Genomic DNA, 21,030 nt, shown 5'->3' with positions numbered 1-21,030 from the left:
TCCTTACTCCTCACGCTTTAATTGCATTGATTCGACCCCGCGGTTCGCCAGGCTGTCGGCATGCTCATTGCCTTCATCACCGCTGTGGCCCTGCACCCAAATCCATTCGATCTGGTGTCCTGCGGCAAGTTCGTCCAGACGTTTCCACAAATCGCTATTCTTTAAAGGTTTCTTGTCGGCGCTGCGCCAGCTACGTTTTTTCCAGTCGTGTATCCATTCGCTGATGCCCTGCTGCACATAGCGCGAGTCGGTGTGCAGCTTCACTTTGCAGGGACGTTTGAGCGCGGAAAGCGCTTCGATGACCGCGGTCAATTCCATGCGATTATTGGTGGTCTGCGCCTCGCCCCCGAAGAGTTCCTTGACATGGCCGGAGTATTTGAGCAGCACGCCCCAACCCCCTACACCGGGATTTCCCTTGCACGCGCCGTCGGTGTAGATTTCGACGGTCTCAGTCATTTCATATGAGGGCTTGGGCTACGCGCCTTGAACGGCAGGACTTTCGCCTTGGACTCGCGGCGCACCGGAGCCAGGCTTTTCTTTGGTTTCAATGCTTCGTTCCAGCTGGGCTTGAGCAGCCGCAGGCCCTGCACGCGCTTGATGGCCTGCAGGAAATAAATGCCGCCGGCAATCGCCCACCAGCGGTCGCCCGCCGCTTCGAGTAAACGGAAGCGCCGCAGCCATTTTTCCTGCTTGAACGGCGGCACATAACAGCCCAGCCGCCCCGCCGTCATTTCAAAGCCGAGCAGCGCCAGCCAATCCTTGACCCGCGGCAGCGAGATGAAACGCCCACGCCACGGATACTCGCCGCTGCTTCGTCGAAACCGTCGCGCCAGACCCCACAGGCTGCGTGGATTGAAGCCGCAGATAATTAACTGCCCCTCGGGCATCAGCACGCGCTCCGCTTCGCGCAAAATCTGATGCGGGTTATCGCTGAATTCCAGCACATGCGGCAACAGCAGCAAATCGATGCTGTTGGTGGCGAACGGCAGCAGCGGGAAATCGAGCTTCACCCTGGCCTCAATGTCCGGTCCCGCGCTTACGCGCAGCGGAATGCGGCTCATGCGCAGAAAATCGTGGTGCGCCAGCCCCAGTTGCACGGCGTTGAAACCGAACACATCCGCCACCGTCTTGTCGAAATAAGCCCACTCCTGCTCAAGCAGGTATTGCCCGAGAGGCGTTTCAAACCAGTCCGAAAGATTCGTTGACTTTTGCATTTACTGAAAGTAAAGATACAGCATGCACAACGTAACCGTGGTCCCGGTACCCGCGTTCCGGGATAATTATATCTGGGTCATCCGCAACCAACACTGCGCCGCCGTCGTCGATGCCGGCGACGCAACGCCGGCGCTCGCTTACCTGGAGCGCGAAAAGCTCGAGCTGGTCTCGATTCTCTGCACGCATCATCATGCCGACCACGTCGGCGGCAACAGCGGCCTGCTCCAGCGTTTCCGGGTCCCGGTCTACGGCCCGCGCCATGAACCCATTTCCACCCTCACCCATCGGCTCGTCGAAGGCGACCGGGTGACGCTGCCGCAGCTTGGCCTGGAATTCACCGTGCTCGATATTCCGGGACACACCGCCGGCCACATCGCCTATTATGGCGCAAACCTGCTGTTTTGTGGCGACACGCTTTTTGCGTGCGGCTGCGGCAAATTGTTCGAGGGCACCGCGCGGCAAATGCATGACTCCTTGCAAAAGCTTGCCGCTTTGCCGGATGAAACCCTGGTTTACTGCGGCCACGAATACACGCTTGCCAACATCCGCTTCGCCAAAGCCGCCGATCCCGATAACCCCGCGCTGATTGAACGCGAAACCCGGGCACGCACGCTGCGCGAGCAAGGCCTGCCCACCGTGCCTTCCGACATCCGGCTGGAAAAAGCCACTAATCCTTTCCTGCGCTGTAGCCATCCGCAAATCATTAAAACCGCAACCAAAGCGGCAGGCAAGACGCTCAGCGACCCGGTGAGCGTGTTTGCAGCGGTACGCGAGTGGAAAAACAGGTTCTAGCCCACCGGTCATTGCGAGCCTTTCGACAAGCTCAGGATAAACTCCGCAAAGCAATTTCGTTGTGCAATGCCGGTCAGTTTCCCGTTGGGTAGAGATGACAGCGCGCGGAATGCGTGCTGCTGAAACGGCTGTCTCCGGGATAATTCAGCTTGCATACGGGCATGACGTCGGGGCAGCGCGGATGGAAGTGACATCCGGACGGCGGATTCAGGGGTGAAGGCAAATCGCCTTTTAGGCGGATAATTTCCCTTTTGCTGCTCTTATCAATCACCGGCACCGCTGACAGCAATGCGCGGGTGTATGGATGTTTCGGGTTGTTTAATACTTCCTCCACTGTACCGGTTTCCACAATCCTTCCCAGATACATTACCGCCACTTCGTGCGCCAAGTATTCCACCACCGAGATATTGTGAGTGATGAAAAGGTATGCGAGTCCCAGCCGGTCCTGCAGCTCCTTCAGCAAATTCAGAATCTGCGCCTGCACCGAGACATCCAGGGCACTGGTCGGCTCGTCGCAAATTATCAGCTTCGGATTCACCGCCAGCGCGCGGGCAACCGCAATGCGCTGGCGCTGCCCGCCAGAAAATTCATGCGGGTAGCGGCTCTTCATTTCCGGCGACAAGCCCACCTGCTCCAGCAAAACATCTCCGCGTTTTGCGCGTTCTTCGGCGCCGGCGGCGATTCCCAACGCGGTCATCCCTTCCTCGATGATTTCGGAAACCCGCATGCGCGGATTAAGCGAGGAATACGGGTCCTGGAATATAATCTGAAACTCGGAACGTCTTGAACGCAAATCGCTGCGCGAAAGTTGAGTGAGGTCGCTTCCGTTGTAACGCACGCTGCCCGAAGTCACCGGCACCAATTGCAGGATGCCCTTGCCCACCGTGGTCTTGCCGCAACCCGATTCCCCCACCAAAGCGAGAGTGCGGCCTTTTTTAATTTCCAGCGTAACGCCATCCACCGCCTTGACATACCCGGCCACGCGCTTGAATAAACCTTTGTGCACCGGAAAATACACCTTGAGACCTGAAACATCCAGTAAATCGGCGGTATGTTCATTCGTTTGCGTCTTTTTGTTATCCGCAGCAGGTGCAACGTCTTCAACTTTTACGGCCTTTCCTTCGGAATAAAGATGGCAGCGCACAGTATGGTCATGAGCCGCTTCGCTCCAACCGGGATCAATTTTCCTGCATTTGTCCCAGGCAAAATCGCAGCGCTCGGCGAAACGGCAGCCTTGAAAATCGCGGGTCAGCGGCGGCACCGTGCCTTTAATAATTTCAAGTTTCCCGGCGCGCTTGTTGGTATTAGGAAGCGAGGCAAACAGCTTGCGCGAATAAGGATGCGCGGGATTGGCAAAAAACTCCCGGGCCTGCGCGGTCTCCACGATTTGGCCGGCGTACATTACCGCCACCTTGTGCGCCATTTCGGAAACCACGCCCAGATCATGCGTAATCAGCAGAATCGCCATGCCGGTGCGCTTTTGCAAATCGCGGATGAGGTCGAGCACCTGCGCCTGAATCGTGACATCCAGCGCCGTGGTCGGCTCATCGGCTATCAGCAAATCCGGTTCTCCCGCCAATGCAATCGCAATCATCACCCGCTGCTTCATGCCGCCGGAGAGCTGGAACGGATATTCACGATAGCGCCGCGAGCTATCGGGTATCCCCACCGCGTCGAGAAGCTCGAGGATGCGTTTTTTCGCTTGAGCGCCGCTCATGCCCTGGTGCCGCTCCAGCACTTCGGCAATCTGCTCGCCCACCGTAATCACCGGATTCAAGCTCAAGCTCGGCTCCTGGAATATCATGGCCACGCGCCGGCCGCGCACCATGCGCATGGCGGCTTCCGGCAGCGCCAGCAGATTTTGTCCCTCCAGCAGCACTTCGCCGGAAACGATTCTTCCGACATCGGGCAACAGGCGCATGATCGAAAGCGCGGTCATGGACTTGCCGCAGCCGGATTCGCCGAGAAGCGCAAAAGTTTCGCCCCGCTCCAGCGTCAGCGAAACCCCGTCCACCGCGCGCGCCGGCGCTCCGGCGTTATCTAGCCAGGTCTTGAGGTTCTTGATTTGCAGCAATGCTTGCATGCGATTCAAGCTTTTTGCGGCGCGGTGCCGGTATTGACCCGCACCCGCGGATCAAACGCATCGCGCACCGCGTCGGCAAAAAGATTGGCGGCGAGCACCAGCACGAACATGAACACGAACGCGGCGAACAGCGACCACCAGACTATCGGCTCGCGCGCCATTTCCAGCCGCGCGCCGTTAATCATGTTGCCGAAACTGATCATCGAGGGATCGACGCCCACGCCCACATAAGACAGCACCGCTTCCGCCAGCACCAGTCCGCTGAAGCCCAGCACCACGGTAATCAGCACGATGTGCATGACATTGGGCAAAATATGCCGGGTCATGACGCGCAAATGGGAGACCCCAAAAGCATGTGCCGCCTGGATATATTCCAGCTCGCGTAATTTCAGCGCTTCACCGCGCAATAGGCGGCACAAGCTGGTCCAGCTGGTCACGCCCAGGATGATGCACAAAAACAGCAAGCGGAAATCGGCGCGCTCGGTGATGGTGGGGAAAAGCTGCGGATGCGTGTCCATGAATACCTGCATGGCCAGCACCGCCGCCGCAATCAGCAGTACATCGGGAATCGAGCTCAGGGTGGTGTAAATGTATTGAATCACGTCATCCACCCAGCCCCTGAAATACCCCGCCATGATGCCCATCGCCAGCGCGAACGGCAGCATCACCAGCGTGGCCAGCGTGCCTATCACCAGACCGGTGCGTATGCTCTTGAGCGAAAGATAGAGCACATCCTGCCCCACTTTGTCGGTTCCCAGCACGTGATAATGGGTGCACAGCAGCCCCAGCGGAAAAACCATCAGCAGCAGCGCGCCCAGCGTAATCAGGACGGCATTCCAGGGAATTTCACTTTGGCCGCGCCATAAGGCCATCGCCGTTGCGCGTAAAGAATTGCGCGCGCGCCGGGCCAGCAGCCAAACCAGAAGCGCGGCGCCCAGCAGCCAGCACGACACGGCGAGAATCACGCCCACCAAAATGCGCCATGTTACATTTAGAGTCTGTTCCTTGTCGGGATCATGCAAATGCGCGCCGCCGTATTTCAGCCGCGGATAATCCCTCACTTCCCTGCCATCCGGCAGTTGCATCACTTCCTTGGCGAAGAGATGCGTCGCCATCGGTGCCGAATAGGTTTTTTCCTTGTTGGTCCGAAGCGAGGTGACCAGCGCATCAAATACGCTCAAGGCTTCCACTGAATAAACACGCTTCCCGTCTCCATTGCTATTTTCCAGCGGCAGGCGGAAATGCACCGAGTCAAACAGACCCACTATGAGATAGACGGCCATCATGGTAGCCGCCACCATGCCGCTTTTGCTTTGCGCCACCCTCCGCCACGGCGCGGCCAGATGCGGCCTTCCCCGCACCTGCCAGACAAACAGGGCGATGAGGGCCAGCAGCAGGTAAATCAGCCAGTCAGTCCATAAAGGCGTAAGCTTAAACAACATCGTCTTTCCCTCTTCACCTCTTCACCTCTTCACCTCTTCACCTCTTCACTTCATTCACCTCATTCACGCCCTCACTCCAGCCTTATCCGCGGGTCCACCAAGGTGTAGGAAATGTCGGTAAGAATCAGTCCGACGATGTAAAACACCGAGCCGATGAACACCATGGCGCGCACCACCGCGAAATCCTGCGAGCTGATGGCATCAATGGTGTAGCTGCCCAGCCCCGGAATGCCGAAGAAGGATTCCGTGATCAGACTGCCCATGAACAGGAGCGGGATCACCACCACGGCTCCAGTCAAAATAGGTATCAGTGCGTTTTTCAAAACATGCTTGAACAGCACGCGTAATTCCGACAAGCCCTTGGCGCGCGCGGTGCGCACGTAATCGCGGTTGATTTCCTCGAGGAAAATGGTGCGGTACCAGCGCGTGCCGCTGCCGACGCCGCTGATGACCCCCACCACCACCGGCAGGACGACGAATTTGATCGAGTCAAAACCATAGGCAAATCCCGATATCGGCACCAGGTTCCACAATTTGCTCACCAGATACTGGCCGCCGATGATGTAGAACAGCCCCGAAATCGACATCATCGCCACGCACAGCACCACGCCCCAGAAATCAATGTAGGTGGCGCGGAAAAACGCAATCAGCAACGCAAACGTGATATTGATCATGAGCCCGACCAGAAACACCGGTACGGCTATGGCGAGACTGGGGCCCATGCGCGTCTTGATTTCATGCGCGATGTCGCGCCCATCGTCGGCCGGGCCAAAATCGAACACGAACATCCGCACCGATTTTTCATAAAAGATGGTCTTGGCCAGCTTACTCGTACCTTCCGCGCCTGAATTAAACAAGAGCGGCTGGTCATAGCCGTGGTCCTGTTTCCACTTGGCAATCGCTTCGGGCGTGACGCGCTTCACCCCAAGCTGCATGCGCGCGATGTCGTCGGGCGTGTTGACCACGAAAAAAAGAGTGAAAGTAATGATGTTCACCCCGATCAGGATCGGAACGGCGTAGGCGATGCGGCGGATGATGTAGCTGATCATGCCCTCACCCCGTCCCTCTCCCGGGATCCCTCACTCTATCTCTCTCCCGGCGGGAGAGAGAACGTTTGTCCCTTCTCCCTCCGGGAGAAGGATTGGATGAGGGCGCGGGAAAGGGGTCATTCGATGCTGTTTCCGGATCGGGGCCCGCCGCCATCCGTTCTTTGCGCCGGTAGGTACGCACCGCCGGGACGGCGCTCACTGCAATGACCGCCACAATCAGCAGCACCGGCCATAGCACCGGCCGGTTCCATTCGCGGCGTTTCTCCACGCGCAAGCCCGCATCGATGCGCTCGTACTTGAGATTGTTGCGCGCCATCTGGTTGGGCTTGACGTTGTTCATCCAGCCGTGCAGCAACGAAAAATCCTTGGGATGAAAGCCCCACAGCCAGGGCGCGTCGTTGCGCGCGATGGTTATCATCCTGTCAATAATCGCCTGGCGCTTCGGGCCATTTTCCATGTTCTTCATCTGCTCGAACAGCTCGTTGTATTCGAGGTTGTCGTAGTTGGCGGCGTTCTCGCCGCCAAACTTGACCTTGCCCTGCGGCCCGGCGAGCAGGAACAGGAAATTTTCCGGATCGGGATAATCGGCGTTCCAACCCCAGTAGAAAATCTGCGCGTCGCCCTTGCGGATTTTTTCCTGGAAGCGGTTGTAGTCGGTGGCACGCACCACCAGCTGCAAATTGAGCTTGGCGAACTGCTTGCGCAGCCAGTCGAGCCGCGCCTTGTCGTCCGGCCCGCGCGCCGTCACATCGAAATTCAAAAGCAGCGGCTCGCCACTTTTGACGTCGCGTCCCTCGGGATAACCCGCCTCGGCCAGCAGTTTTTTTGCCGCTTCAATCTGCTTGCGGCGCGGCTCGCCATCAATCCAGTCGTAGACCACCGGATTGACGCCTTCTCTTCCGTCCCTGAAGCCCCAAATCCCAGGCGCAACCGGCCCCTGCGCCGGAATGCCGCGGCCGTTGGCGAAAATCGAAATGTATTCCTCGTAATCCACGGCGATTGAAATCGCCTGCCGCAGTTTCCTGGCCCGCTCGGTGTAGCCGCCGACTACCGGATCCAGCATGTTGAAGCCCATGTAGATGATGGACGTTGCGACGGAGGTTTCGAGGCGTATGCCCTTTTCGCGCATTTTTTCAGTCACCACCGCCTCGCCTTGCGGACCGGCCTGCACCGCCTGGTCGTAGCTGTCGGAGCTGATGCCCGAAGCGTCGTAATAGCCCTGCAAAAACTTGTTCCAGTAGGGAATGCTTTCTTTTTCCCGGCTGAACACCGCCCTGTCTATGAAAGGCAGCGGCTTGCCTGCGTCTTTCAGCAAACCCTCCTTGACATCATTGGACTCGCCGTCAGCAGGGTAGGTTTCGCCGTGAAAATTGGGGTTGCGCTCCAGCACCATGCGGCTGTTGGGATTATTTTCGGTAAGCATATAGGGCCCACTGCCGACCGGATACCAGTCAAGCGTGAGATTCTTTTCCGCCATGCCGGATTGCGAATAAAAGCGGTCAACTTCCACCGGCACCGGCGCGAAGAACGGCATCGCCAGCCAATAAACGAACTGCGGGTATTTGCCCTTGATCTTGATGCGGTAGGTATAACGGTCGAGAACTTGCGCGCCTTCGAGGGGATAGCGCGTCACATCGAGCCAGCTCTCCTTGCCTTCTTTGGCAATCAATTCCTGGTTGGCTTTTTTCAGCGTCTCCGCGTATTCCTTAAGGCCCGCGATGTAATCGCTCATCAAGCCGAAAATCGGCAAATGCAGCCGCGGATGGGCGAGACGCTTGATTTCGTAAACATAGTCATCGGCGGTGAGTTCGCGCGTGCCCCGTTCCTTGAAATCGGAGAGCGCGTAAATGTTCTGCAGCGCCTCCGGGGTCAGGTTGTGATAAATCAGCTTGCCGCTCGCATCCCCGGCGAATGCCGGATGCGGCTGATAACGGATGCCCGGCTTGATGTGAATGTCGTAAATGCTGTAAGCGATGCGTTTCGGGTCGGTATTGTCGGGGAGGGGACGCCCCTCCTTGTCGAAATACCGCGGATGCGGCATTTCCGTCGCGCTTAACGGCACCAGGGTGTAGGGACGTTTGAGATAATGATATTGCAGCGGCGGTTCGTAGATTTGCGCATTGAATACCGCTTCGTTCTCGCTGTACGATTGCACCGGGTCGAGATGCTTGGGCCGCTCGGTGAAGGCCGAGTAGAGAATGTTTTTGCCGCCGTCTTCGGCGGGGTAAGGATTGTTCCAAGTGGAGCCGCCGCAGCCTGCGGCAAACAGGGGCAAAACCAGGGAAATGCAGCGGATAAAATGTCCATTCATCGCCCGACAGTGTATACAAACCGCCTGACTGCGTCATCCCTGGAAAACCCCCGCTGAACATGTGATAAGTTATAATTTTCTTTCATAAGGAACAATCATGGGATTTCTCGCCGGAAAACGCATCCTGATTACCGGATTGCTCAGCAATCGTTCCATTGCCTATGGCATTGCCAAAGCGGTGCAGCGCGAAGGCGCCCAGCTTGCTTTTACTTACCAGGGCGAGCGGGTGCAAGCCCGCGTGGCGGAAATGGCGACGCAGGAATTTAAAAGCGAACTGGTCTTTCCCTGCGATGTGGCCGACGATCAGCAAATCCAGCAATTGTTCGCCGGCCTCGGCAAGCACTGGGACGGGCTGGACGGTATTGTGCATTCCATTGCATTCGCTCCGCGTGAGGCGCTTGCCGGCGATTTTCTGGAGGGACTCACCCGCGAGGCATTTCACATCGCCCACGATGTGAGCTCCTACAGCTTTGCCGCGCTGGCCAAAGCCGGCTTGCCGCTGATGCAAGGAAGAAAAGCGGCGCTGCTCACCCTCACCTATCTGGGGGCGGTACGCGCCCTGCCCAATTATAATGTCATGGGTCTGGCGAAGGCGAGCCTGGAAGCCAATGTGCGCTATCTGGCGCACAGCCTGGGCCCGAAGGGCATCCGCGTCAACGCCATTTCAGCAGGCCCGATCAAGACCCTGGCCGCAGCAGGCATCGGCGGCTTCGGAAAATTATTGAATTTCGTTGCGGAGAACGCGCCGCTCAGGCGCAATGTGACGATTGAGGACGTGGGCAACGCCGCCGCGTTTTTAATAAGCGACCTGGCAAACGGCATTACCGGAGAAATCACCTACGTGGACGCGGGGTTTAACACCACCGTTGGCGGCATCTCGGGACTTTCCTGAATCCTGCTCTTAGCGTTCTTTCTTCTCCAGCGCCTGCTGGTTGATTTTCACTTCCGTTTTTTGCCTGAGGCTGGCCAGATAAGCGGATAACTCCTCCTCCGCGATGAACTGCTGCAGCTGGCCGGAAAAATTCTTGCGCTTGGCTTCATCTATCCGCCCCGCCTCCTCCACCCGGCCGATTTTGAGCAGCGCGAAACCTTGCGGGAGTTCCACGCCCGCGTAAGCGGGAAGCTTGGCCGCATCAGCCTTGAACACTTCGCGCAGCGCGTTGGCATCGAGCTCCGGCGAGGCATGCTGCCGTGCCACCATGCGCGGCGCGCTCCAGGAAATGCCCGTTTCCTTGCCTTCCTTGAGCTTGGCCAGCTTCTCCATGCCGTCCTTTTTCGCGAGTTCGAATCCTTTTTCCAGCAGCAGGCGGCGGTTGATATCGCCTTTGACCTCGTCCAGGGGCTTTACGCTCGCCGGCTTGTATTCAACAACATGCGCGGCCACCAGGATGCTCGGAGCGACCTCAATTGCCTCGGTATTGCGCTTGTTCTTGAGCGCATCCGCGGAAAACAGCGCTTGCAGCATCTTCTCTCCGGCCAAAGGTCCCGGCGCACCGTCGCCGTCACGCGACAGCCACGGCGCATGCTGAATGGGCAGCTTGAACGCATCGGCCGCCAGTTTGAGGCTTTCCGGCTGCTCATACACCATGTTGCTGAAATTCTCGGCGACCTCGTTGAATTTTTTCTCTGCCTGCTGTTTTTTCAAGTCGCGCTCGACCTGGACTTTTGCCTCGTCAAACGGCACGGGCTTGATGGCGTTGAGCTTGATGACGTGATAGCCAAACTGAGTCTCCACCGGGCCGGCAATTTCGCCTGCCTTCATCTGGAACACCGCCTCTTCAAACGGCTTCACCATGGTACCGCGCGGGATCAATCCCAAATCGCCGCCTTTGCCCGCCGAGCCTGGGTCCTGCGAATTGGCCTTGGCGAGCTCGGCGAATTTTTCCGGATTCTTGCGCGCTTCCTGATACAACTGCTCGGCCTTGGCCCGGGCTTGGGCCTTGGCTTCGGGGCTAGCATTAGCCGGAACGGTAATGAGGATGTGGCTCGCCTGCCGCGTCTCGAATTGCGAAGTGTGCTCGTTGTAGTATTTCCGGGTCTCATCCGCGCTCACCTGCACCTGCGGCATGAGGCCGTCCACCGAGAGCACCACAAAATCGGCGCGCACCTGTTCCAGCACCTGGAATTCATTGCGATGCGCTTCGTAATAATTCCTGGCGGCATCGTTGGGAAGCTTGATTTGCAACAGAAACTGGTCGGGTGAGAGCAGGTATTGGCTGACTTCACGCTGCTGCTCGCTCAGGCGGATCAACCGCTCGACCACCGTTTGCGGCAGGAAGCCGGTCTCGAAGGCATCGTTGAACTGCTGCAACACGATGTCCTGACGCAGCCGGGCTTCAAATCCGACCGGCGTGAGATTCTGGTTGCGCAGCAAGGCTTCGTAGCGCGCCCGGGAAAACTTGCCGTTTTCCTGGAACGGCTGGAATTGAGTGATGATTTTCTGCAGTTGTGTATCGGTGGCGGTGAGCCCGGAACGCCTGGCTTCGGACAGCAGCAGGTGCTGCCGTATCAGGTTCTCCAGAATCGCCGCGCGCACTTCAGGGTCTTCCAGAATCACCGGACTAAACTGATTCCCCATTCGACTGCGCATTTTTTCCTGCTCGTCGCGCAGCGCCTGGGTAAATTCCTGCGGGCTGATCTCATAGCTGCCGACCTTGGCCAGGTAATCTCCGCCGCCGATGCTGCTGAAATAGCGTTCCACGCCGAACAGCGCAAATGGCACGAAGATCAAAGCCAGGACGATCTGGGCGACTCTCTTGTTGCGCAGAAAAAAATCAAACATGTTATGAAATAGGTTCCAGCTCGAGATATAAAAAAGGCGAACCGGTGTTCGCCTCTAGGGAATCTCTGATGAGGTTCCCTGCCAATCGGTGGCGGAGTGGACGGGACTCGAACCCGCGACCCCCGGCGTGACAGGCCGGTATTCTAACCAACTGAACTACCACTCCCATGGAATCTTCTGATTAAATCCTACATGAGGCGCGTTGCGTCGAAAAGCGGATGAGCGCAAGGCGCGCGACGAAGGTCGTAGCTCGGACTACGAAGCCAAGGAGGGCCCGCGCAGCATCGCACCTGCGAAGCTGTGCAGCGGAGCGGGCCGTGGCTCGCCGGATTGCGGTTGCGCGGACCAGCTCGCCGCTTTCCGACGCAACCCGCAGGGACGTGGCGTTAAGGGCATCATGCGTTGTCGCTCGTCGCTTGTTTGGCATCCACCAAACGGCGCTCCTCGCTTCGCGCCTGCCGCCCTTAAAGCCAACCGTCGCGCCCATGCGGGACTTAATCAGAGATTCCTTCAACCTGCCTGAATTCCGCTGGTGGGTGCTGAGAGGGTCGAACTCCCGACATTCGCCTTGTAAGGGCGACGCTCTACCAACTGAGCTAAGCACCCTAAACCCGGCCGAGGTATTCTCGATTGCCTAAGCGCGAGCCTTTTTCAGTCAGGACTCAAGACGATGTCCTGACTGAAAAGGCGCTAGTTTACTTCATCCTTCAGCGCTTTGCCAGCACGGAATTTCGGAACTTTGGCCGCTCTGATTTTGATGGTGGCGCCGGTGCGCGGGTTGCGGCCGTTGCGGGCGGCGCGCTTGCCCACATAAAAAGTGCCAAAGCCGGCCAGGGTGACCATTCCCCCTTTTTTCAATGCCTCTCTGATCGCCGCGACCGTGCCGTCGATGGCGCGGCCGGCAGCGGCCTTGGAAATATCCGCTGTCCTGGCGATATGGTCAATGATTTCAGTTTTGTTCACGAAAAATCCCCCTTCGTTGGATGAGCTATCAGGAATTGATGAATGAAATAGTGCGGGACAACTAAACTTAAAACCCTGTACTTGCTTTATAGCAAGCGAAAAAAGCGCGTGTCAAGCAAGTACCGCACAAATGGAAAATAAAAAAGAAACGCGACTGGAATCCGTGCGTCGGCAGACGAGGAATGTCGTCTGCCGACGACAGATTCAGTGCTTGATCACTGCAGCGGGGGTCTTTTCCACCACTGCCGGCAGCAGCGGCGTCACCTCTTCAGGCAGCGGCTTGGGTGTGCGTTCCAAGGCAAGTTCCAGAACCCGGTCAATCCATCTCACCGGGTGGATGTCGAGCTTGTTCTTGATGTTTTCCGGAATTTCAGCCAGATCCTTGACGTTCTCTTCCGGTATCAATACGGTCTTGATGCCGCCGCGATGCGCCGCGAGGAGTTTCTCCTTAAGGCCGCCGATCGGCAGCACCTCGCCGCGCAAGGTGATTTCGCCGGTCATCGCCACATCCGCCCTCACCGGAATCCCGGTCAATACCGAAATCATCGCGGTGCAAACACCGATGCCGGCGCTCGGCCCGTCCTTGGGCGTCGCCCCTTCGGGCAAATGGATATGCACGTCGTTTTTCTGATAGAAATCCTCGGGAATGCCGAGCGTGCGGGAACGGCTACGCACCACCGACAGCGCCGCCTGCACCGATTCCTGCATCACTTCGCCGAGCTTGCCGGTGGTAATCATCTTGCCTTTGCCGGGCAGCACCACCGCTTCAATAGTCAATAACTCGCCCCCGACTTCGGTCCACGCCAAGCCGGTGGCCTGGCCCACCTGGTTGTTTTTCTCGGCCATGCCATAGGTGTAACGCCGCACCCCCAGATACTTGCCCAGGTTTTTCGCGGTTACGGCAATCCTGCCTTGGTCCTTCCTGAGCAGCATGGTTTTGACCACTTTGCGGCAGATTTTCGACATCTCGCGTTCCAGCGCACGCACCCCGGCTTCGCGGCTGTAGTAGCGGATGATGTCGCGCACCGCGCTTTGCGAAAGCGCCAGCTCTTCCGCCTTCAGTCCATGATTTTTCATCAGCTTCGGCAGCAGATGGCGCATCGCGATATGGACTTTTTCGTCTTCGGTGTAACCGGACAGCCGTATCACTTCCATGCGGTCTAGAAGCGCCGGCGGGATGTTGAGCGTGTTCGCCGTCGCCACAAACATCACATCGGAAAGATCGTATTCCACCTCGATGTAATGGTCGGTGAAGGTGTGGTTCTGCTCCGGGTCCAGCACTTCCAAGAGCGCCGAAGACGGATCGCCGCGGAAATCCATGCCCATCTTGTCCACTTCATCGAACAGGAACAAGGGGTTTTTCACGCCCACCTTGGTCATGTTCTGCAGGACTTTGCCCGGCATCGAGCCGATGTAAGTGCGACGGTGGCCGCGGATTTCGGCTTCGTCGCGCACGCCGCCCAGCGACATGCGCACAAACTTGCGGTTGGTGGCACGGGCAATGGACTGCCCAAGCGAGGTCTTGCCGACGCCGGGAGCGCCGACCAGGCACAGGATCGGCGCTTTTACCTTGTCCACGCGCTGCTGCACCGCCAGGTATTCGACGATGCGCTCCTTGACCTTTTCCAGCCCGTAGTGGTCTTCGTTAAGGATTTTCTCCGCCTCTGTGAGATCGGTGTTGATCTTGCTCCTTTTTTTCCACGGCAGCGATATCAGGGCGTCAATGTAGTTGCGCACCACGGTGGCTTCCGCCGACATCGGCGACATCAGCTTGAGCTTCTTAAGCTCCGCCTCGGCTTTATGACGCGCCTCCTTAGGCATGTGCGCGGCCTTGATTTTTTTCTCGACTTCATCCAGATCGGCGCCTTCTTCCATCTCTCCGAGTTCCTTCTGAATGGCTTTCACCTGCTCGTTCAGGTAATACTCGCGCTGGCTTTTCTCCATCTGGCGCTTGACGCGACCGCGAATGCGCTTTTCCACCTGCGAAATGTCGAGTTCGGTCTCGAGCAGGCTCAACAGGTGCTCAAGCCGCTGTTTCACGTCGAACATTTCCAGCACCTGCTGCTTTTGCTCCAGTTTCAACGGCAGATGCGCGGCGATGGTATCCGCCAGGCGCCCCGCGCTGTCGATTCCGGCAAGCGAAGTGAGGATTTCCGGAGGGATTTTCTTGTTGAGCTTGACGTATTGGTCAAACTGATTGAGCGTGGCGCGCCGCATCGCCTCGATTTCGTGGCCCTCAGCGCTGTCGGCGGGCAGGAGCTCCGGCTGCGCCGTGTAATGGGTCTTGGCGTCAATCACCTCGCTGATAACGGCTCGCTGGCTGCCTTCGACCAGCACTTTCACCGTGCCGTCGGGGAGTTTCAGCATTTGCAGGATGTTGGCGACACTGCCGACCCGGTACATGTCTTCCGGGGTGGGCTCATCCTTGGCGGCGGATTTCTGCGCTAGCAGCAGGATGCTCTTGCCGCTTTCCATTGCCGCTTCCAGTGCCTTGATGGATTTCGGACGCCCCACGAACAGCGGGATGACCATGTGCGGGAACACCACCACGTCGCGCAGCGGCAGCAAGGAGTACAGGGCTCGTTGTTCGTTAACCGGTTGGTCAGACATGTCGTTGATACCCCTGAAAGAAGATAAAATCGATATGTGGGCGGCACCCTTAAAAATCAAGAAGCCTAAGCTGCCGTCCGCCAGGCCGGGCTTAAACTTAGATCGAGCCCGCGACCTTCGACTGGTCGGAATACATCAGCAGCGGCTTGATATCGCCGTTAATCACGCCCTCATCGATCACCACCTTGGCCACGTTCTCCATCGAGGGCAGGTCAAACATGGTGTCGAGCAAGGTCAGTTCGAGTATGGAGCGCAAACCCCGCGCGCCGGTCTTGCGTGCCAATGCTTTTTTGGCAATCGCTTTCAAGCCCAGTTCACGAACCTCCAGTTCCACGCCCTCCATGCCGAACATTTTCTGATACTGCTTGAGCAGCGCGTTCTTCGGCTCGGTCAGAATCTGAATCAACGCCTTCTCGTCGAGCTCTTCCAGGGTGGCCACCACCGGCAGGCGGCCGACGAATTCAGGAATCAGGCCGTATTTAATCAGGTCTTCCGGCTCGACATCGCGCAGTACTTCGCCGATGTCCTTGCGGTTGTCGCGGCTTTTGACATCCGCGCCGAAGCCGATGCCGACATTCTGCGAGCGGTTGCGGATGATTTTGTCCAGCCCGTCAAACGCGCCGCCGCAGACGAACAGGATATTGGTCGTGTCGACCTGCACGAACTCCTGATTGGGGTGCTTGCGCCCGCCCTGCGGCGGCACCGAGGCGATGGTGCCCTCGATGAGTTTCAACAACGCCTGCTGCACGCCCTCGCCGGAAACGTCGCGGGTGATTGAGGGATTTTCACTCTTGCGCGAAATTTTGTCAATTTCGTCTATATAAACGATGCCGCGCTGCGCCTTCTCGACTTCGTAGTCGCATTTCTGCAGAAGCTTCTGGATGATGTTCTCCACGTCTTCGCCGACGTAGCCCGCTTCAGTCAGCGTGGTCGCATCCGCCATCACAAAAGGCACGTTAAGCAAACGCGCGAGCGTTTGCGCCAGCAGCGTTTTGCCCGAACCGGTGGGACCAACCAGGAGGATATTGCTCTTGGCGAGCTCGATGTCGTCGGTGTTCTTGCTGAGGGTCTTCAGCCGTTTATAGTGGTTATAGACCGCGACCGACAGAATCTTTTTCGCCAGGTCCTGGCCGATGACATATTGGTCGAGGATTTTTCGGATTTCTCGCGGCACCGGCAGATCGGATTTGCCCTGCTTGGCGCCCGGCTCGCCGTGCGCTTCCTCGCGGATGATGTCGTTGCACAGCTCGATGCACTCATTGCAGACGAAAACCGACGGCCCGGCAATGAGCTTCCTCACCTCGTGCTGGCTCTTGCCGCAGAAGGAGCAGTAAAGGAGTTTCTCCCCGCCGATTTTATCCGACATGACTGGTTTCCTCCTCGCCTCTACTTACGTGAGACATCAAGCGGTGGTTTCAATTCTGCTCACCAACACCCTGTCGACGATGCCATATTTCACCGCCTCCTCGCCGCCCAGGAAATTGTCGCGGTCGGTATCCTTCTCGATCGTCTTGATGTTCTGTCCGGTGTGCTTGGCCATGATTTCGTTGAGTCGCTGCCTTAAATAAAGAATTTCCTTAGCGTGGATTTCCACGTCGGAGGCTGGTCCCTGGAAACCACCCATCGGCTGGTGAATCATCACCCGTGAATTAAGGAGGCAGAAGCGCTTGCCCTTGGCGCCCGCCGCCAGCAAAAGCGCGCCCATGCTCGCCGCCTGACCGACGCACAGCGTGCTTACATCCGGCTTGATGTACTGCATTGTGTCGTAAATGGCGAGCCCCGCCGACACCGAGCCGCCGGGCGAATTGATGTAGAAATAAATCTCCTTGTCCGGGTTTTCGGATTCGAGGAACAAAAACTGCGCCACGATCAGGTTGGCAGTGATTTCATCCACCGGCCCGACCAGGAACACCACGCGCTCCTTGAGCAGGCGCGAGTAAATATCGTACGCGCGCTCGCCGCGCCCGCTCTGCTCGATCACCATCGGGATCAAACCGAGGCCCTGCGGTTCCCCACTACGATTTTGCGTCATTGGCATTTCCCATCAGTTCATCAAACAACATCGCTTTCTCTTCAACCTTGATCCGGTTCATCACCCAGGTCACTACATTGTCTTCGAGCACCAGCGCTTCGACGTTATTCAGGCGTCCTGGTTCAGAATAATACCACTTCACCACTTGCTCCGGGTGCTCGTAGCTTTGCGCGTGCTCGTCAACCCGAGCGCGCACTTGTTCCGGCTTGGGATGAAGATCGTGAAGTTTGGCGAGCTCGGAGATAATCAGCCCGAGCGCGACGCGGCGCTTGGCCTGCGTTTCGAAAAGATCGTGCGGGAGCTGCAGATCCCGGGTTTTGACCCCGCGCGCTTCGAGGTCGCGGCGCGCATTGTCCATCAGGCGATGGACTTCCATTTCCACCAGCGATTGGGGAAGATCGACCTGCGTGCCATCAAGCAAGGCCTGCATCGCCTGGTCCTTGATTCTGGCCTGTATGCGGTCTCCGGCTTCCTTCTGCAAATTGTCCCTGATTACGCGTTTCAGTTTCTCCAAATCGCCATCAGCAATGCCGAGGCTCCTGGCGAATTCGGCGTCCATCTCGGGCAACTTCGGTTCCGCCACCCGCTTCAACACGAGTTCGAAAACCGCGGTTTTTCCCGCCACTTCCTTGCCATGATAATCCGCGGGAAAAGTTAATTCAAATGTCTTGGTTTCGTTCGCCCGCATGCCGGCAATTTTCTTCTCGAAATCCGGCAGCAGCCGCTTATCGCCCAGCACCGTGGCCAAATTCGTGCCTTGACCGCCGGGAAAATCTTCCTCACCGAGCTTGCCGTGGAAATCAATGGTCACCTGGTCCCGCTCGCGCGCTTCGCGCTCCACCGTTTGGTAGGTGGCGCGCTGTTTGCACAGAATTTCCAGGGTCTTTTCCACTTGTGTATCGCCGATGTCCACCAGTGGCCGGGTAATGGCGGCTCGGTTTACCTCGCCGACTTTCACTTCGGGATAAACTTCAAACGTCGCGGTGTATTCGAACTGCTGGCCCCCCGCCTGCGCTGTCTTGGCTTCGAATTTGGGATAGCCCGCGACGCGCAGGTTCTGCTCGCGCACCACCTCGCTGAAGCTTTTTTGCAGAGCATCGCCGAGCACTTCCTGGCGTACTTGCGGGCCGTATTGCTGGACGACGATTTTGAACGGCACCTTGCCCGGGCGGAAGCCGTGCAATTTGACGCTGCGTGCAAGGCGCTTCAGGCGGTTCTCCACTTCGTTGTCGATTTTATCGAGTGGCAACACCATGTTGAGGCGCCGTTGCAGCTGACCCAGATTCTCCACACTCGCCTGCATTTCGCTTCCTTATCGTCGCCTCAAGAATATAAAGAAGGCTTTTCGCCATGTGCGAAAGGAGGGACTCGAACCCCCAAGCCTTGCGGCGCTGGAACCTAAATCCAGTGCGTCTGCCAATTCCGCCACTTTCGCGCTAGGCATAAGTTTAATATATTTAAGTCAGCAATAGCCAGCTTTAACTTTAAGTATACATGCCAATTCATTGATAAATTTGACAATTGACTAGCGATTGCGATCCCTGGCGCAGGGTTGAGGTTCATTCTCCGCAACGCTTGAAGCGGACACCGCAATGACACCGGACGAATACTGCCATGACAAGGCGGCATCAAGCGGCTCCAGTTTTTATTACAGCGTGCTGTTCCTTCCGAAAGACACGCGCCGGGCGCTCACCGCCCTCTTCGCCTGCTTCCGGGAAATCCAGGAAATCGCCCATGAATGCACCGACCCGGCGGTGGCAAAAATCAAATTGCAATGGTGGCGCCAGGAACTCGCCGCCGCCTTTTCCAAACAAGCTCGACACCCCATCACCCAGGCTTTGCTTCCATCCACCAGGCAATTCGGCTTGCCGCCAGATGAGTTCCTAAAAATCATTGACGGCGTTGAAACAGGCCTGGCTCAAACCCGTCATCCCGATTTCGCTTCCCTGAAAGCGTATTGCCGCTCTACCCATGGCGTGGCCGAGCGGCTGGCCGCACGCATACTCGGCGTTCACCACCCCAACACATTAAAATGCGCCCAGGAACTGGGACTGGCTTTTGGTCTTACCGATGTCATTCTGAATGTGCGGGACGACGCGCGGCGCAATCGTATTCTGCTGCCGCAGGACGAACTCGCGCGCTTCGGCGTGACGGTGGCGGATCTGCTCAACTTGCGCGAAACCGAGGGCTTCAAAAAAATGATTGAATTTGCTATTGACAGAGCAGAAAGTTGTTATAATCGCGCAATTTCTGAATTTCCGGCTGCGGAGCGGAAAGCGCAGCGCGGAAGACTCGCGCTGGCGGCAATCAACCGGGCGCTGCTTCGGGAAATCAGGAAGGACGGGTGCCGTATCTTGCGACGGCGTGTTGATCTGACGCCTATCCGCAAGCTGTGGTTGGCGTGGATGGCTTGGATGGAGGTATAGCATAGATTGAACAGATTGGTAGGTTTTTCGGCTGACAGCCTTTTAGTGAAGGGGGCGGAAAAATGACCAGCATGATCATCAGCACGTTAAGCGGGCTCCATCTGATAGGAGATCTTTATCAGTGCGACCCAACCCATCTTTCCGATTCAACCTGGCTGCGAAAGCGCTGTACCCAGCTCTGTAAGGCCGCCGGCCTTACCGTGCTGGGAGACTTCTTCCACCAGTTCGGCGACGCCGGCTTCACCGGCACGCTGGTGCTGGCCGAATCGCACATCGCCATCCACACCTGGCCGGAAACCTCCACGGTGGCGGTCGACGTCTTTGTCTGCAACCACAGCCGCGACAACAGCGACAAGGCGCAACAGCTTTTCGACGACGTACTGAAGCTGTTCAAACCCAAGGAAGTCATTCGCCAGGCCGTGCAGCGCGGACGGCTATGACCGAGGACAAGCTGCTCACCGAGTGGCTGAACGCCAACTGCGGCTATTTCTACCGCGCCGGCAAGCAGCTCGAAGAGTTCGACACCCCTTATCAGCACCTCGAGGTCTATGACACGCCCGAAGTCGGCCGCCTGTTCCGCCTCGACGGCTGCTTCATGACCTCGGAAAAAGAAGAGTTCTTCTATCACGAGAACCTCATCCACCCCGCCGCAATCGCCCACCCCGCCCCGCGCAAGGCGCTGATTATCGGCGGCGGCGACGGCGGCTCCAGCGAGGAGCTGCTCAAGCATGCCGGCATCGAAAGCGTCATCCTGGTCGAGCTGGATCAGGCGGTCGTGGACATCTCAAAAAAATATTTCCATGCCGTGCACCAGAACGTCTTCGACGATCCGCGGCTGAAACTCCACCTTGCCGACGGCATGACTTTTGTCCGTGAAACCCGCGAGCGCTTCGACCTGATTGCGCTCGACCTGCCCGACCCCATCGGTCCCGCCACCGAGCTTTACACCGCGGAGTTTTTCGCAAGTTGCCGGCGCGTGCTCAATCCCGGCGGCGCGTTGAGCCTGCATGTCGGCTCGCCGATTTCGCGCCCCGACCGGGTGCGCGACAACGTCGTCAACCTGAAAAAAGTGTTCAGGATCGTACGGCCTTACCTGGTCTATATCCCGCTCTACGGATCGTTGTGGGGCATGGCCTGCGTTTCCGACAGCCTCGACCCGCTGACGCTCGCGCCCGAAGAGGTCGAGCGCGTGCTCAAAGACCGCCATATCGCCGATCTGCGCTACTACAACGGGTATACCCACCAGGCGGTATTCGCCCTCCCTAATTTCGTGCGCCGGATCACCTAGCTATCGGGCACCAAGCCTGCCTGCTGCGCCTCAAGCC

17 protein-coding genes and 3 tRNA genes are annotated in these 21,030 nt (G+C 57.7%); 5 read left to right on the top strand and 15 right to left on the bottom strand.

All coding sequences use genetic code 11. The annotated features are described in order from the left end of the window. Positions 1–3: 3 nt before the first annotated feature. Both rnhA and VHE58_10015 read right to left on the bottom strand, forming a co-directional pair. On the bottom strand, positions 4–456 hold the full coding sequence (gene rnhA, locus VHE58_10020; GenBank protein HVS27608.1) for a ribonuclease HI: 453 nt from the start codon (positions 454–456) through the stop codon (positions 4–6). Next, positions 453–1,214, bottom strand: a complete 762-nt coding sequence (locus VHE58_10015; protein ID HVS27607.1) for a methyltransferase domain-containing protein — start codon at positions 1,212–1,214, stop codon at positions 453–455. The genes rnhA and VHE58_10015 overlap by 4 nt, the downstream gene beginning before the upstream one ends. Before the next feature lie 22 nt (positions 1,215–1,236). Between VHE58_10015 and gloB the strand changes: the two genes are divergently transcribed. After that, the gene (gloB, locus tag VHE58_10010) at positions 1,237–2,007 is read left to right on the top strand and encodes a hydroxyacylglutathione hydrolase (protein HVS27606.1); all 771 of its coding nucleotides are present in this window, start codon (positions 1,237–1,239) and stop codon (positions 2,005–2,007) included. 73 nt (positions 2,008–2,080) lie between these two features. On the opposite strand, the gene VHE58_10005 is transcribed toward gloB, so the two are convergent. The 4 genes from VHE58_10005 to VHE58_09990 all read right to left on the bottom strand — a co-directional run bounded on the left by VHE58_10005 (position 2,081) and on the right by VHE58_09990 (position 8,892). After that, the gene (locus tag VHE58_10005; GenBank protein ID HVS27605.1) at positions 2,081–4,090 is read right to left on the bottom strand and encodes an ABC transporter ATP-binding protein; all 2,010 of its coding nucleotides are present in this window, start codon (positions 4,088–4,090) and stop codon (positions 2,081–2,083) included. Between the two features lie 5 nt (positions 4,091–4,095). Then, positions 4,096–5,532, bottom strand: a complete 1,437-nt coding sequence (locus tag VHE58_10000) for an ABC transporter permease (protein HVS27604.1) — start codon at positions 5,530–5,532, stop codon at positions 4,096–4,098. Between the two features lie 71 nt (positions 5,533–5,603). Next, complete coding sequence (locus VHE58_09995; GenBank protein HVS27603.1) at positions 5,604–6,581, bottom strand: ABC transporter permease; 978 nt, start codon at positions 6,579–6,581, stop codon at positions 5,604–5,606. A gap of 4 nt (positions 6,582–6,585) precedes the next feature. After that, positions 6,586–8,892, bottom strand: coding sequence for an ABC transporter substrate-binding protein (locus tag VHE58_09990; protein ID HVS27602.1), 2,307 nt, complete (start codon positions 8,890–8,892; stop codon positions 6,586–6,588). A gap of 97 nt (positions 8,893–8,989) precedes the next feature. Between VHE58_09990 and fabI the strand changes: the two genes are divergently transcribed. After that, complete coding sequence (gene fabI / locus VHE58_09985) at positions 8,990–9,784, top strand: enoyl-ACP reductase FabI (GenBank protein ID HVS27601.1); 795 nt, start codon at positions 8,990–8,992, stop codon at positions 9,782–9,784. Positions 9,785–9,793: 9 nt separating this feature from the next. Here fabI and VHE58_09980 read toward each other — a convergent pair whose 3' ends face one another. The 9 genes from VHE58_09980 to VHE58_09940 form a co-directional block, all read right to left on the bottom strand. After that, on the bottom strand, positions 9,794–11,674 hold the full coding sequence (locus VHE58_09980) for a SurA N-terminal domain-containing protein (GenBank protein ID HVS27600.1): 1,881 nt from the start codon (positions 11,672–11,674) through the stop codon (positions 9,794–9,796). 89 nt (positions 11,675–11,763) lie between these two features. Next, positions 11,764–11,840, bottom strand: a tRNA-Asp gene (locus VHE58_09975). Between the two features lie 364 nt (positions 11,841–12,204). Beyond that, positions 12,205–12,280: transfer RNA gene (locus VHE58_09970), tRNA-Val, on the bottom strand. 84 nt (positions 12,281–12,364) lie between these two features. After that, a complete protein-coding gene (locus VHE58_09965) occupies positions 12,365–12,637 on the bottom strand; it encodes an HU family DNA-binding protein (protein HVS27599.1) in 273 nt (90 codons plus the stop codon). Positions 12,638–12,841: 204 nt separating this feature from the next. Beyond that, positions 12,842–15,247 (bottom strand): endopeptidase La, encoded by a 2,406-nt coding sequence (gene lon, locus VHE58_09960; protein HVS27598.1) that lies wholly within the window; start codon positions 15,245–15,247, stop codon positions 12,842–12,844. A 97-nt stretch (positions 15,248–15,344) separates the two neighbouring features. Then, positions 15,345–16,613 carry an ATP-dependent Clp protease ATP-binding subunit ClpX gene (gene clpX, locus VHE58_09955; GenBank protein HVS27597.1) on the bottom strand — a complete coding sequence of 423 codons (1,269 nt, stop codon included), beginning with the start codon at positions 16,611–16,613 and terminating at the stop codon, positions 15,345–15,347. A gap of 36 nt (positions 16,614–16,649) precedes the next feature. Continuing rightward, the gene (gene clpP, locus VHE58_09950; GenBank protein ID HVS27596.1) at positions 16,650–17,279 is read right to left on the bottom strand and encodes an ATP-dependent Clp endopeptidase proteolytic subunit ClpP; all 630 of its coding nucleotides are present in this window, start codon (positions 17,277–17,279) and stop codon (positions 16,650–16,652) included. After that, positions 17,263–18,582 carry a trigger factor gene (gene tig / locus VHE58_09945; protein HVS27595.1) on the bottom strand — a complete coding sequence of 440 codons (1,320 nt, stop codon included), beginning with the start codon at positions 18,580–18,582 and terminating at the stop codon, positions 17,263–17,265. Before tig ends, clpP begins: the two co-directional genes overlap by 17 nt. A gap of 50 nt (positions 18,583–18,632) precedes the next feature. Next, positions 18,633–18,714, bottom strand: a tRNA-Leu gene (locus VHE58_09940). A 157-nt stretch (positions 18,715–18,871) separates the two neighbouring features. Here VHE58_09940 and hpnD point away from each other — a divergent pair. From hpnD to speE, 3 genes are all read left to right on the top strand, one after another. After that, entirely contained in the window at positions 18,872–19,705 is an 834-nt protein-coding gene (hpnD, locus tag VHE58_09935) for a presqualene diphosphate synthase HpnD (protein ID HVS27594.1), read from the top strand. Between the two features lie 62 nt (positions 19,706–19,767). After that, a complete protein-coding gene (gene speD, locus VHE58_09930) occupies positions 19,768–20,145 on the top strand; it encodes an adenosylmethionine decarboxylase (GenBank protein HVS27593.1) in 378 nt (125 codons plus the stop codon). Further along, positions 20,142–20,993 carry a polyamine aminopropyltransferase gene (gene speE / locus VHE58_09925; GenBank protein ID HVS27592.1) on the top strand — a complete coding sequence of 284 codons (852 nt, stop codon included), beginning with the start codon at positions 20,142–20,144 and terminating at the stop codon, positions 20,991–20,993. Before speD ends, speE begins: the two co-directional genes overlap by 4 nt. The last annotated feature ends 37 nt before the right edge of the window (positions 20,994–21,030 follow it).

It is taken from the genome of Burkholderiales bacterium (genome assembly GCA_035543335.1).
In the GTDB taxonomy this organism is placed as follows: domain Bacteria; phylum Pseudomonadota; class Gammaproteobacteria; order Burkholderiales; family JAHFRG01; genus JAHFRG01.
The sequence above is the reverse complement of the archived record's forward strand: the minus strand, read 5'-3'. Positions and strand labels throughout refer to the sequence as shown.